This window comes from Leptothrix ochracea, from assembly GCF_041083635.1.
Classification (GTDB): Bacteria; Pseudomonadota; Gammaproteobacteria; order Burkholderiales; family Burkholderiaceae_C; genus Sphaerotilus; species Sphaerotilus ochraceus.
In genome coordinates this window covers 58,259-71,940 of sequence record NZ_JBFPHB010000003.1, presented here as the reverse complement: position 1 = coordinate 71,940, position 13,682 = coordinate 58,259, and the positions used below count along the sequence as shown (strand labels likewise).

10 protein-coding genes and 1 other RNA gene are annotated in these 13,682 nt (G+C 61.0%); 7 read left to right on the top strand and 4 right to left on the bottom strand.

The window, feature by feature from the left end:
• Positions 1 to 11 precede the first annotated feature (11 nt).
• Together AB3X39_RS01115 and AB3X39_RS01110 are read left to right on the top strand one after the other, a co-directional pair.
• The gene (locus tag AB3X39_RS01115; protein WP_369415513.1) at positions 12 to 3,362 is read left to right on the top strand and encodes a pilus assembly protein; all 3,351 of its coding nucleotides are present in this window, start codon (positions 12 to 14) and stop codon (positions 3,360 to 3,362) included.
• 71 nt (positions 3,363 to 3,433) lie between these two features.
• A complete protein-coding gene (locus AB3X39_RS01110) occupies positions 3,434 to 3,994 on the top strand; it encodes a hypothetical protein (protein ID WP_369415512.1) in 561 nt (186 codons plus the stop codon).
• Here AB3X39_RS01110 and AB3X39_RS01105 read toward each other — a convergent pair.
• The gene (locus AB3X39_RS01105; protein WP_369415511.1) at positions 3,972 to 4,907 is read right to left on the bottom strand and encodes a histone deacetylase family protein; all 936 of its coding nucleotides are present in this window, start codon (positions 4,905 to 4,907) and stop codon (positions 3,972 to 3,974) included. The two genes, AB3X39_RS01110 and AB3X39_RS01105, sit on opposite strands and share 23 nt — an antisense overlap.
• A 27-nt stretch (positions 4,908 to 4,934) precedes the next feature.
• Here AB3X39_RS01105 and AB3X39_RS01100 point away from each other — a divergent pair, with 27 nt between their 5' ends.
• The 3 genes from AB3X39_RS01100 to AB3X39_RS01090 are packed head-to-tail and all read left to right on the top strand — an operon-like array spanning position 4,935 to position 8,946.
• Entirely contained in the window at positions 4,935 to 5,894 is a 960-nt protein-coding gene (locus tag AB3X39_RS01100; RefSeq protein WP_369415510.1) for an AAA family ATPase, read from the top strand.
• A gap of 26 nt (positions 5,895 to 5,920) precedes the next feature.
• Positions 5,921 to 6,916, top strand: coding sequence for a DUF58 domain-containing protein (locus tag AB3X39_RS01095; protein WP_369415509.1), 996 nt, complete (start codon positions 5,921 to 5,923; stop codon positions 6,914 to 6,916).
• Complete coding sequence (locus tag AB3X39_RS01090; RefSeq protein WP_369415508.1) at positions 6,913 to 8,946, top strand: transglutaminase TgpA family protein; 2,034 nt, start codon at positions 6,913 to 6,915, stop codon at positions 8,944 to 8,946. Before AB3X39_RS01095 ends, AB3X39_RS01090 begins: the two co-directional genes overlap by 4 nt.
• Positions 8,947 to 8,955: 9 nt before the next feature.
• Here AB3X39_RS01090 and rnpB read toward each other — a convergent pair.
• An RNA gene (rnpB, locus tag AB3X39_RS01085) (RNase P RNA component class A) lies at positions 8,956 to 9,315 on the bottom strand.
• Positions 9,316 to 9,397: 82 nt separating this feature from the next.
• Here rnpB and AB3X39_RS01080 point away from each other — a divergent pair.
• Entirely contained in the window at positions 9,398 to 10,786 is a 1,389-nt protein-coding gene (locus tag AB3X39_RS01080) for an AAA family ATPase (RefSeq protein ID WP_369415507.1), read from the top strand.
• Between the two features lie 3 nt (positions 10,787 to 10,789).
• Positions 10,790 to 11,527: an HNH endonuclease family protein gene (locus AB3X39_RS01075; protein WP_369415506.1), complete on the top strand. Its 738-nt coding sequence runs from the start codon at positions 10,790 to 10,792 to the stop codon at positions 11,525 to 11,527.
• 31 nt (positions 11,528 to 11,558) lie between these two features.
• Here AB3X39_RS01075 and AB3X39_RS01070 read toward each other — a convergent pair whose 3' ends face one another.
• Together AB3X39_RS01070 and lysC are read right to left on the bottom strand one after the other, a co-directional pair.
• Positions 11,559 to 13,325, bottom strand: coding sequence for a formylglycine-generating enzyme family protein (locus tag AB3X39_RS01070; RefSeq protein WP_369415505.1), 1,767 nt, complete (start codon positions 13,323 to 13,325; stop codon positions 11,559 to 11,561).
• 15 nt (positions 13,326 to 13,340) lie between these two features.
• On the bottom strand, positions 13,341 to 13,667 hold the full coding sequence (gene lysC / locus AB3X39_RS01065; protein ID WP_369415504.1) for an Rz1-like lysis system protein LysC: 327 nt from the start codon (positions 13,665 to 13,667) through the stop codon (positions 13,341 to 13,343).
• Positions 13,668 to 13,682 lie beyond the last annotated feature (15 nt).

The window sequence follows — 13,682 nt, the reverse complement described above, 5'->3', positions numbered from 1 at the left end:
GAACCCACACCATGAGTCTCTTTCACCGCCCATCCACGATCAGAGCAGCGATCGCCGCGTTCTTGGGCCTGCTGATCGGCAGTCCAAGCGTGTTGGCAGCCAGCGCTGACGTGGCACAGGTCCCCATCACCGCGGTCCAAGGTCTGACCAAACCGAACATCATGTTCATCCTCGACTCATCGGGTTCGATGAGCTGGGATTACATGCCCGATGACGTCGGTAGTGGCAGTTGCACCACAAACAATGGCAATGGCAATGGCAATGGCAATGGCAATGGGAACAACAAGAACACTTCGACCTATGCCTTCTGCGCTGCTCAATGCAACGGGGTGGCCTTCAATCCGAGCGTTGATTACCTTCCTCCGGTCAGAGCCGATGGCACAGCATATCCGGCCATCAGTTTCATCAATGCACCCAGTGATGGTTACGTCGGAGGCACAGGCACCAACCTGAGCACCAACTTCTACTTTAACTACACCGGGACACAAACACCCCTCAACTGGACCTACAGTGCGACGGGCACACTCGATACCACCACCACGTTGGCCAAAGAGTGCCGCAGCAACGTCGGTAGTGCCCCAGGCAGCTCGGTTTTCACCCAAGTCAATCTGAGTACGGCCAGTGCCACCGTTCAACAAAACTACGCCAACTGGTACAGCTACTACCGCACCCGCATCTTGATGATGCGTAGTTCGGCAGGCCGTGTTTTTCAATCTCTGGGCGCTGATGCCCGTATTGGTTTCACGATCATCAGCGACACCGGCGTCACAGGGACTCAGTTCCTGAATGTGAGCGACTTCGATCCGACCCAAAAAGCCAGCTTCTTCAATCTGCTCTACGGCATCAGTCCTGGCAATTCGACCCCCTTGCGCGGGGCGCTCTCCAAAGTGGGGCGCTATTACGCCAAGAAGGTCACGGGTCAAACCTATGACCCCATCCAGTATTCATGCCAGCGCAACTTTGCCCTGATGACCACCGACGGCTACTGGAACAGCAACAATGAGTCGGCCAGCTACGGCCCACTTCAACTGACCAATGTCCAAGTGGGTGACCAAGACGGCGCCGAGCAGCGCCCGATGCTGGATGCCACCAAAACCGCCAACACTTTGGCGGACGTGGCCGAGTACTACTGGGCAACCGACCTACGGCCAGATCTGGCCAACACGGTTCCGCCCACTGCTGATGATCCAGCCATGCATCAGCACATGAACACCTTCACGCTCGGCTTGGGCGTGCGGGGACCCTTGGCGTACGACCCGAACTACCTCACACAAACCAGTGGCGACTACGTCGCACTGAAAAGTGGTGCCAAAAACTGGTCAGTCCCGAACGGCAACGCCACCAACATCGATGACCTCTGGCACGCCGCCGTGAACGGTCGAGGTCAGTACTTCTCCGCCGGTGATCCGAGCTCCTTGGCGAGCTCACTGAGCAACACAATCCGGGGCATGATGGCCATGACCGGCACGGGAGCTGCGGCCTCCAGCAGTTCGCTGGCCCCCGTCACCGGTGATGACTGGTTGTTTGTGGGCGGCTACACCTCGGTCGATTGGGTGGGTGATGTCCGCGCCTTCAAGTTCACCATCGATCCGCTGACCGGTAGCGTCACCCCGCCGGCCAATACCGCTGCCGGTCAAGAACTCTGGAGTGCCGCCAAGGTGCTCAACGCCCGCACCACACCCCGGCAAGTCTTGTTCAACAACGGCGGCACGTTGTCCAATTTTGTCTATGCCAACCTGCCCGCCAACGCCCAAAGCTACTTCAACGGCCATTGCACAGCGCCAGTTGCTTTGAGCCAATGCGGTAGCCTCAGCGCCAATGCACTGGCCAAGGTCACAGGCGATAACTTGGTGAAGTATTTGGCCGGTGACACCTCGCTGTACCTCAGCAATACCATGACCGACAACCGGGTTTTCCGGACCCGCAAGTCCTTGATGGGTGATGTCATCAACGGCTCGCCCGCTTTTGTCGGCAAGCCGCCCTTTCTCTACGCCGATGCCGGTTATGCAGCTTTCGTGGCCGCCAAAACCAACCGCATCAAGGCGGTCTATGCCGCCTCCAACGATGGCATGGTTCACGCGTTCAAAGTCGATGATGTCGCCAACGGTGGCGGTGAAGAACTGTGGGCCTTCGTCCCCACCGCTGCCATGCCAGACATGTGGCGCTTGGCCGACAACAACTACAACGCCAACCACCGCTACTTTGTGGATGCATCGCCGGTGGCCTCAGACATCTTTGACGGCACACGCTGGCGCACCATGTTGGTGGGTGGCTTGGGCGGCGGCGGACGCAGCTACTACGCCTTGGATGTCACGGATCCGCTCAATCCGAGCGTGATGTGGGAATTCACCGACGCCAACCTCGGCCTGAGCGTCGGCAATCCGGTGGTCACCAAGAACATGGCTGGCACGTGGATCGTCAGCTTTACCTCCGGCATCAACAACAATGTGGCTGGCGGTGACGGCAATGGTCGCCTTTATGTCATCAATGCCGCAACGGGGGCCCTGATCACCACCTTGGCGACGCTTGACGCCAACAATGCCGCCGTCGGCAACGTCACCACGCCCAACAATCTGAGCAAGATCAATGGTTGGACCATCTCAGCGACCAACAACACCGCCATGCGTTTTTACGGTGGTGACATGCTGGGCAATATGTGGCGCTTCGACTTCGATGGCCGCACCCCGCCTCCGGGCAAAGAAGCCATCCTGATCGGTACGGCCACCACCGCCGCCGGCGTTCCGCAACCCATCACCACCAAACCGGTCCTGACCGACTACACCGTCAACGGCGCAACCTATGCCATCGTGTCTTTCGGCACCGGACGGATGCTCGGTCTGAGTGATGTGATCGACACCACCATGCAGTCGGTTTACACCATCAAGGACACCTTGGACTTTGTCGGTCTGGGCCCTTTACGGGGCACCACAGCCAATCTGGTCCCCCAGATGCTGGGTGCCAACCGCATGATCACGACCCCGATTGGGGTGGACTGGAGCATGAACAACGGCTGGTATGTCGATCTGAATCAGAGTACGGGTGAGCGCATCGTCGTCTCTGGCACGGCACTGGGCAATGGCACCTTGACCTACGCCAGCATGCTGCCTTCGGGCGATGCCTGTTCGCCTTCGGGCACCTCGTATCTCTACACTTTCAGCGTGGGTGATGGCACCATCGTCTCGGCCACGGCCTACACCGGCTTGATCACGGGCTTGGGGGTGTTTGTCGATCTGACGGGCAAAACCCAACTGATGGTGACTGAAAGCAGCGGCAAGATTGGACAAGCAAGTCGTCCGCCTGATCCTGCCACGCCACCACCGGGCGTTCTCAAGCGTGCATCGTGGCGAGAGCTGATGGAATAAGGAGCGCAAGGGGCGCGCTCCCCAACGCAAAGGCACTGCTGGTCAGTGCCTTTGTTGTCTTGTGCGCGCACTTGACGCTGATCGTGCCGCCGTGGAGCCACGGTTCGGGCAAAGCGGGTGGTGGTGGCAGTGGTGGCCTCTTGCCGGCACACGCCAAGCCCACCACCGTGATCCAACGTAGCGCTGCATCACCAACACCCGCCCCACCCATCTCACCACCGATCCCGCCGTCCAGCGCAGCCTCTGCTGCGGCATCCAGCCCCCGTGCCGGAGAAGATGGCGACGATCACTACTGGCCACGCAGCGCCCTCAGCACGCCGCCGCAGGCCCGTGAACGCCTCGACCTGATCGCCCCCGAAGGCCTGCCAGCCGGCCTTTACCGAGGCGAGTTGACCCTGTTTATCGACGATGAAGGCACTGTTCGCCGGGTGCGGATCGAGAACGGCAATTTGCCCGACTGGCTGCACGACATGGTGCGGCAGCAGTTTCTCAAGACCCGCTTCCAAGCCGGGGAGCGCCTGGGCCAAGCAGTGCGCTCGCGCATGCGCATCGAAGTTGAATTCGAAACCCTGCGTTTGAGCGACCTGTTACCTCAAGCTGCATCCCAAGTCACACATCAGCCAATACCCTGAGGTGAGCAGCCACGCTACGAGCGAGCGAGCTGAGGTTGTAGCCCCCTTCCAAGCACGAGACGATGCGGCCTTGAGCATGACGCTTGGCGACATCCATGATTTGGCGGGTGATCCACGCGTAGTCGGCCTCGACCAAGCCCAACTGACCCAACTCATCCTCACGGTGCGCATCGAAACCTGCCGAGATGAAGATCATCTGCGGCGCGAAGGCATCCAAACGCGGCAACCAGTTGGCCTCGATCAGTTCGCGCAAGGCTGGCCCGCGCGTGTAGGCGGGGATGGCCAGATTGAGCATGTTGTCACCCATCGGAATACCGCCGCTGAACGGATAAATCTGATCTTGGAAAAAACTCACCATCAAGATGCGATCGTCCCCTGCCACGATATCTTCGGTCCCGTTGCCGTGATGCACGTCAAAGTCGATGATCGCCACGCGCTCCAGACCGCGCACATTGACCGCATGGCGCGCCGCAATGGCGACGTTGTTCAAGAAGCAAAACCCCATCGACTCACCCCGTGTGGCGTGATGTCCGGGGGGGCGTGTCGCACAAAAAGCGTTCTCCGCCTGACCATCAATCACGGCGTCGGTCGCCGCCACCGCCAACCCGGCTGAACGCAACATCGCTTGGCGCGTGCCAGGGCATACCACCGTATCTGGATCGATGTGACGCGGTTCACCCGAAGCAGTCACTTGCTGCAAGACTTCATCGAGTTCCAGCAAATAGCCCTCGCTGTGCGCCAAGGTCAGATCCTTGTGATCGGCCAACGGGCCATCAGCGCGCAACAAGGCAATGTCGAGGCCTGTGGCCAGCAAATGATCCTCAATGGCGCCAAGCCGCTGGGGACACTCAGGATGCCCGGCCCCCATATCGTGACCCAGACAATCGGGATGGGCGTAGTAAAAAGTACTCATGCTCTAAATTCCGCTATGGTGCGCGACATGAATTCGACGTCTTTGCATGCCGTTGCGCATGATGATGGGGCCCTTCGTGCCCCCCTGATCAAGCTGATCGATCAGGTTAGCACGGTCGTGGTGGGCAAGCGCCCGCAGATCGAGACCTGCGTCGCCTGCCTGCTGGCAGGGGGGCACCTGCTGATCGAGGACCTCCCCGGGGTGGGCAAAACCACCTTGGCCCAAAGTCTGGCGTTATCACTCGGGTTGGCGTTCAAGCGGGTGCAGTTCACTGCGGACATGATGCCCAGCGACCTGATCGGCGTGAGCATCTATGAGCGCAGCACCGAAAAGTTCACTTTCCACCCGGGGCCGGTTTTCAGCCAAGTGCTGCTGGCCGATGAGATCAATCGGGCGGGGGCCCGCACCCAAAGTGCCTTGCTCGAAGCGATGGAAGAGCAGCAAGTCAGCCTTGAAGGTCAGACCCACCCCTTGCCTGAGCCATTTTTTGTCATCGCCACCCAAAACCCAGCCGATCAGTTGGGCACCCACCCGCTGCCAGAAAGCCAGTTGGATCGCTTTCTGGTGCGGCTCAGTTTGGGCTACCCCGATCCCAAGGCCGAATACGCGCTGCTCGCCGGTCGCAACCGACGTGAGCTGCTGCATGAACTGCGCCCCGTGATGAGCCCGACCACGTTTTTGGCGGCCCGCCAAGCCGCCCTGCAACGTCACGCCGCGCCAGCCCTCCTGAACTACGTCTTGGCCCTGCTGAACGAGAGCCGCAACGGCCACTGGTTCCAACAAGGACTCTCCCCCCGCGCCGGCTTGGCCCTGCTGCGCACAGCCCGGGCTCATGCTTACTTGCAAGGTCGCAACTACGTCAGCCCAGAAGACGTTCAAGCCATGGCCGGGCCCGTTCTTGCCCATCGACTGGTTCCCATCATGGGTTCAGGACAAGACGCGTCACAGCAGTTGCAAACCATGATCGAAGCTGTCGGTCTGGTCTGACTCCGTTTTCAAGGCTTGCACTTTCCATGTGGCGCCATCCTTGGGACAACCTAGAGCACTGGTGGCTCAGTCGTCATGCCCCCCAACGGACCCTGCAATTGCGGCAACGCAATGTCTACACCCTGCCCACCCCCGCAGGCCTGATGTTCACAGCCTTGCTGCTGGTGCTGCTGGTGGCCTCGGTCAACTACCAACTCAGCCTCGGCTACGGATTAACCTTCTTGCTGATGGGCAGCGGCTTGGTGTCGATGCTCATGACTGAGCGGCAGCTGGCTGGACTGCATCTTTCCATACAGCAAGCACCAGCAGGGTATCGCGGCAGCCAGGTCGCGGTCTTGATGGCGTTGCGTGAAACCGCCGGTCGGATGCATCGCTCAGTCGGGCTGCGTTTCGAAACCCAAGCCCAAGAAATCTGGGTCGATGTGCCCCCCAACGCCACCCTGAGCGTGACACTTCACGTGCATGCGCCACGGCGAGGTCTGCATGCCTTGCCCACGTTGCGCATCGAATCGCGTTACCCCTACGGCTTGCTGCGCGCTTGGTCGATCTGGCGACCCGCTACCCCCATCATCGTCTGGCCCAACCCGGAACAGCCGACACCGGCATGGCCCCAGCGCATCACGCCACCATCTGCGCATCCCACCCGACCAAAACCCGTGGATGACGCCCGCGAGCAGGATATGGATATCGACGACCTACGACCTTATCGACACGGTGACGCAGTCCGCAAACTGGCTTGGAAAGCCACGGCCCGCTCCCTTGCACAAGGAGGCTTGCCCCTGAGCCGTGAAACGCCCCCGTCCGCCCAGTCATCCCATCATGCACAACCTGTGCTTTTTGATTGGGCCGATACCGCCGATCTCCACGATCCCGAGGCCCGCCTGCAACGCCTGTGTGCGTGGATCGAGCATGCTCACCCCAGCGCCTACGGTCTCACCCTGCCCGGCCAACCCACGTTGAACCCGGCCGAAGGTGCCGAGCATCATCGCCGCTGCCTTGACGCCTTGGCCCGGATGCCATGAAAAGCCGCCCTCGAGAAAGCCGCGACAGCCTGTTTCTGGTCGGCGTGCTGACTTGGACCATGGCGCCCCAATTCGGCGCCGTCCCCCTGTGGTGCAGTCTTTTCGCCGTCACGGCCTTGGTTTGGCGCGGGATGCTGAGCTGGCGCGGCAGTGGGATGCCACCCCGACGCGTGCTGATGCTGGCTTTGCCCTTGGCCGTGGGTTTGAGCCTTTGGAGTCATGGCCACGTGCTGGGCAAAGAAACGGGGCTCAGCCTACTGGTGTCACTCACCGCCTTGAAAACCTTGGAAATGCGCACTCAGCGTGATCGCTTTGTGGTCTGTTTTCTGGGCATGCTGCTGATCATGGCGGGTTTTTTGCGCTCGCAAAGCATGTTCCAAGGGCTGGCCATGCTGGTGTCTGTCACAGGACTGCTGACCTGCTTGATGCTGGAACAGCGCCCCAACGGCCGCCCGGACCTGTGGGAGACGGCCCGCTTGGCCATGATGCCCGCGCTGCTTGGTGCACCCATCGTGCTGGTACTTTTCCTCTTCTTCCCGCGCCTACCACCGCTGTGGGGCCTGCCCGAAGATGCAGGTGCGCACACCGGCCTGTCGGATCAGCTTGAACTCGGTCAGATCGCTGACGCCGCGCTGGATGACAGCCTGGCGATGCAGGTGACCTTTGACGGCCCACCGCCCCCCCCTCAGGAGCGCTACTTCCGCGCCCAAGTGCTCTCGGTGCACATCGGGCAACGCTGGTTGGCACCCAACACAGCGCTCTCGGCCCCGATCACCCCGACCCCGCGTTTTGAGGACACCCTGAACCCATCCGCCATCGGTTACAGGCTGACGCTAGAGCCCTTGCAGATCCGTGCTTTGCCGCTGCTGGAACACACGCTGAGCATGCCAATCATGGAAAGCGCGACCGCCGTCGATCTCATTCGCCACAAGGACATGCACTGGCAAAGCTTGGAGCCGCTGACGCAGCGCATGCAACTGCACGCTTTGGCGGTTGTGATCGGCGGCGTGATTCCCACCGAAGCCACGCCCTTTCCGATCGGCGATCTGGACCTGCCCGAAGGGCTTCATCTGCGGACCCGCGCTTGGGCCCAAGCCTTGCGCCAAAGCCTGAGCCCCGATCAGTCCAACCCTGAGCAGCTGGCAGAGAAACTGCTGCAACACATCCGCACCGCCGGTTTCAGCTACAGCCTGAGCCCCGGTGAATCGCCAGAATCCGATCCCGTCGATGCCTTCTGGCTTGATCACCGCCAAGGGTTTTGTGAGCATTTCGCCAGCACCTTTGTGATCCTGATGCGTGCCATGGGCGTGCCAGCACGCATCGTCACCGGCTACCAAGGCGGATTGATCAATCCGATCGACAAGGTGCTCGAAATCCGCCAAAGCGATGCCCACGCTTGGGCGGAGTACTGGTCGCGGGGTCAGGGTTGGATCCGCGTGGACCCCACAGCAGCGGTGGCACCAGACCGTATCAACGCCGGCGTTCATGGGGACAACGCCGGCGGTGGCGGCCTGCGCAAACTGCTTGGCCCTTGGGCGCAACTTAGCCCGGATATGCGCGCCCAACTCCAAGCCCTTTGGGGCAGCGTCGATCACCGCTGGCGGCAATGGGTGGTGCAGTACCACAGTACCGAGCAATTCGACCTTCTCAAGGGCTTGGGATGGTCCGAGCCAGATTTCGACGACTTGGGCGAGGTTCTAGAAGGCTTGGCCGCCTTGGGCCTTGGCACCCTTGCTGGATGGACCGCATGGCGGCGCTGGCAGCAGCGTGGTGACCCGTGGCTGCGCACGTGGACAGCCCTTCAAGCGGACCTGCGGCGTCACGGCTGGCTTGTCCAAGCCCATCACAGCCCGGCCACGCTTGCCCGCCAAATCCCAGAGCTGGCGACCGTCTTGCTCGAACTGGATGCTTGGCGCTATGCCCCAGCCAGCCAGCGCCCTCGCTTACAAAACATCAAGCGCACGCTGCGACGCGCCCTGCGCGAGCTGAAACACGCAACCGATGACGCACCGAAACAACAGCGAATGTAAGGATGAAAAGTGTGAAGTGCGACGATAGGCCGGATTCTGTGCATCGCCGCTCGTGAGAGAAGCGAAGTGACTGCCATTCATCTGGGCCGGGAGTCGCCTACCCGGCTCGGTGCCACCTACCCGCCAGCTTGCGCGAGCAACGCATCAAGTTCGTGCGTTAGTTAACGCCACGACCTTGGCGCTGGCCTATTTGGTGTTGCTGCACGTAGAGATTGCCGCGTTTCACCCGGACTTAACCGGCTCGTCTCTGTGGCTCTGATCCTCACCTCACGGTGGAGAGGCGTTACCTCCTACGCCGCTCTGTGCAGTCCGGACCTTCCTCCAGTGCGACCTTTCGATCCTTGCACCAGCGGCAGTCTGTCGCGCTTCACGGCGTGGATTGTCCCACGAACCGCACACCCAACTCTAGAATGGTTTGCTTTCATTCCCCTAAAAAGCGCAGGAGCAGCTGATGCGTATTGACCGACTGGCACTGCACCACTTTCGTCATATCGAGCGGCATGAGTGTATGCTCGCGCCGCAGTTCAACCTTGTGATCGGCACCGCCGGCAGCGGCAAGACGAGTCTTCTCGACGCCTTGGCAATTGCCTTGGGCGCATGGAGCTTGGGTTTGCCTGGCACCCATGATCCGGCCTCGATCGGGCCCGATGATCTACGGGCCCAAGCCCGATCGATTCGCAAGCGGGTCCACCCGGCAGCGCGCATTGAAGCGCATGGCGAGGTGCCGGGTCAGGGCGCCGTGAGCTGGGTGCGCAGTCGTACCTCGGAACACTCGCCCACCGACAACAGCCAAACAGCCGCCTTCGTCCAGCGGGTACGCATTCTTTTGGCCCACCTGGGTGGCCCAGCATGGCCGGACACCCCCGCGACCGAGGTTGTTGAAACGGCTCCCGCCGGTTTATTACCGCTGATTGCGTACTACGGCAGTGAACGCCACATGGGCGGCGACAACCGCCGTGCACGCCGACATGCTGCGGCCACCACGTCGCCCCAGACCCATCATTTACGCGAGCGCCGCCTGACACTGCGCATGCGTCGGGCGTTGGCCTTGGCGGATCGCCCCTCGTCCAGCAGCGCAGAACTTCGGCGGCGCTTGAGCAGTTATGCCGATGCCTTCGATATTCGCACCCAACTGTCAGAGATTGAAGACTGGTTGCTCGACTTGGAAGAACTTGAGGCCCGCGCAGTGCTTGATGCACTGCAAACCCTTTTGTCAACCGGCCGGCAAGGCGAGGCGGTTCAACTCAGTCTGAACCATAAAACGCGCCAAGTCAGCGCCCAACGCGCTGATGGTTGGATGGTCGCACCCCGACAACTCGGCGGTAGCGAACGACAACTCCTGACCTTGGGCGGTGACATGATCCGCCGCATCTTGCGACTCAACCGTCATGTTGGCGTGGAACAAGCCTTGGCACAAACGGCAGGGGTGGTGCTGATTGATGATCTGGAAGCTCAACTGCATCCCCAGATCCAGCGCCATCTGATCGAAACCCTGCGCACGCTGTTCCCGAAGCTGCAATTTGTAGCCACCACCAACTCACCCTTCTTGGTCCAAAGCCTGCGTGGTGGCCATGAACTGTTGATGATGCGGGGTCAACCGACCGCTGAGTTAGCCCATCAATCGCTCGAAACCATTGCTTCTGGGCTGATGGAGGTGGCTGACGACGCCCACACCAGCAGTCGTTATCAGGTCATGCAACGCACAGCTCGCGACTATCTGCAAACCTTGCACCTTGCCAGCGACCCGCAGCAACGTGATCAAAAGCTGCAACCTTTTGCTGACAACCCCGCGTTTCAGGCCTTCTTGGACATGCAACGGGCGGCCCGATTGAGGGAATGAACCATGAGACCCGTTCGACGAGGCCCCTCGCCGCAAAGCGCTGATTTCGTTCCCTATGCAAGCGCACTGGCGCCACTGGTGGGGCGCATCGGTCTGTATTGCAGCTACTGCGAGCGACTGATCCCAACCAATCTGGCCATTGAGCACATCCAAGCCAAGAGCCTCCCCAAGTACGCTGCTTTGGAAGGCCGCTGGCATAACTTCTTGCTGGGCTGCGTCAATTGCAACTCGACCAAGGGGGATAAGGAAGTGATCCTCAGTCAGTACCTGCTACCTGATCGGGATAACACCGCGCTCGCCTATGAATACCTGCCCGATGGCACGGTTCAGGTGGCTCGCGGTTTAACGGCGGTGCGCAGCCGCAAAGCTGAAGCCACGCTCGCCTTGGTCGGCCTCGATAAGGCCAGTGCCCAGGCGGCAAGCACCGCCAATGAGGTTCAAGTCGCCCTGGATCGTTGTGCCCAACGCCAGCAAGCGTGGTTTGAGGCCAACGTCGCGCATGACGAGCTGCAAGCCCAACCGGATAACGACTTGCTGCGCCGCATGATCGTGCGTCTTGCGCAAGCCCGGGGCTTCTTCAGCGTGTGGATGACGGTTTTCGCGGCCGACAGGGATATGCGACTGCGGCTGGTACAGGCTTTCCCCGGCACGTTGGAAAGCGGCTGCTTCGATCCTGTGAGCACCGCCCCCGTCAAACCCGCGCCCAATCCCGACAAACTGATCAGCGGCAAGAAGATCTGAGACCCCGCGTGCCGCGTCGAGCCACACCGTCTCAGGGGCTCAGCTCTCGGGCCACACGGAACCCCTGCGACAGGCTTCGGCCATCGGAGAGGTACCCATAACGGTAGGTCGAGCGCACCACACGGGCGGTGTCATTCCAGCCCCCACCGCGCACGGTGCGCCGGTTGCCACCCCGGCAATCGGTATCCCAAGCCGCTCCGGTGGTGGGCGCTCCTTGGTAGTTGGGATGCCAGCAGTCTTGAACCCATTCCCAAACACTGCCGTGGATGTCATACAAACCAAAGGCATTGGGCTTCTTTTCACCCACAGGGTGTGATTGGTTACCGCTGTTGCCGCTGTACCAAGCGTAATCGTTCAACCCCTTCTCATCGTTGCCAAAGGAGTAGTTGGTGGTGGTTCCGGCGCGTGCGCCGTATTCCCACTCGGCTTCGGTCGGTAGTCGGTAAACATGTCCCGTTTTCTGACTCAGCCACTTGAGATACCGCTGAACGTCTTCCCAACTGACATTGATCACGGGACGTGTCTCACGCCCCCAACCCTCGTCAGAAGGCCAGTGGGAGCAATCCTTGTCTTGGAAACAAGCTTCCCACTCTTGGAAGGTCACTTCAAAGCGCCCCAAAGCCACCTTGCGCACAGTGACCTCATGCGCTGGACGCTCATCGTCATAGGCCCCCATACCCGGAGCCGAAGAGCCCATCGAGAAATGTCCTGCTGGCAACACCACCATCAAGGGGCATGCCGGGGCCTCGCAATCGCGGAAAGACTGGCCTGGTGTGAGCGGGGGTAAAGCGTCGGCAGACTTGGCCGATGCAGCCGGCACCGACGTCAGGACCACCGCAGACTCGGCAGCTTTCACCACCTCCGCCGCTTGAGCGGTGGGTGACGGTTCAGAACGAATCAAGCGATGGAGCAACGCCCAACCCAACCACGCCAAGCCCAGCAGCAAGACAAACGCCCCCAACCCCAAGCCAAATCGAACAAGGATGGTGCGGCGCTTTTGCAATTGCTTCATCCGACGCCGATCACGCCGGTCCGCTGAAGACACGGTTGGGGGGCGCACAGAAGCCATCGCTTGCGGCACCACGGTGGGTTGCGGCGGAGTCTCGGGGGGTGCCACCGGGGGCACTCCAACAGGCGCCACCGTCACGGGTGGGGGAGGAGGAGGCGGCGGCGGCGGGGCGAACAAATGCGCCAACTCCGGCAACTCCTCCGGCTCCGGTAAACCGCGCAGGGTGTTGGGTGACCGTGAAGTTGGGGCCACCGGCGCAGGCGTCACAACGGGGGGCGGTGCCGCAGGGGCGGGCGGCGGTGAAAAGGTGGATTGGGCTTCACTCTTGGCATGGGCCGACACCGAAGACGCCACCACCGACCCAAACGAGGACTCCAGCGTGCGCCGGATCATGCTGACGAGCATGCCCATATCGGCGTCCAGTCGCTGGGGATGCAAGCTCATCGCTGGTCGGCGCACCAACGCTTGGAACTCGGTGGGCAGTTCGTGGGAGCGTGGCATCGTGGTGCCATCCAACAGCACCGGCACCAGCCGCAAGCCGCGCTCCAACGCACGCTTCAACGTCACGTGTACCGGATCTTGTGGATCCTGAATCAAGAGACGGCCATCCACATCTGCCGCACTCAACCACTGGGGGCCGATCATCACCAAGACCATCTGGCAAGATTCCAGCGATCCGCCGGCCTCCACCCAGTCCACGGCAATATCTTTTTGGACCCGGGCTCGAACTTGGGAGAGCAACCAGTCTGGCTGGTCTTGGGGTCGATAACTGACAAAAATGGCTGGCATGAGCGATATCGGGCGTCAAGGCGACGAAGACTTCCCCGAGCCGGTCTTCGGGTTGATCTGAGTCAGCGCTTGGTTGTGACGCTCGATTTCCTCGTTGCACACCGCCAAGGCCTGAACCAAATCTGCGTGCTGCAAAGCGCAACGTTGTAGGTTCTGCCGATCTGTCTGCGATTGACGCAACAAATCCTCATAGGTGCTGCCATCGGGCATCAACCCGGGTCGCTCACAGCCTTGCAACAGATTCGCCGCCGGCTCACAGCGAAGGGCCGGCGTCACCACAGGCACATAGTGCGTGCAACCACTGACCAACACCGCTGCGCAAATCAGCATCCTTTTCATCATGGGCACTCTCCAAGG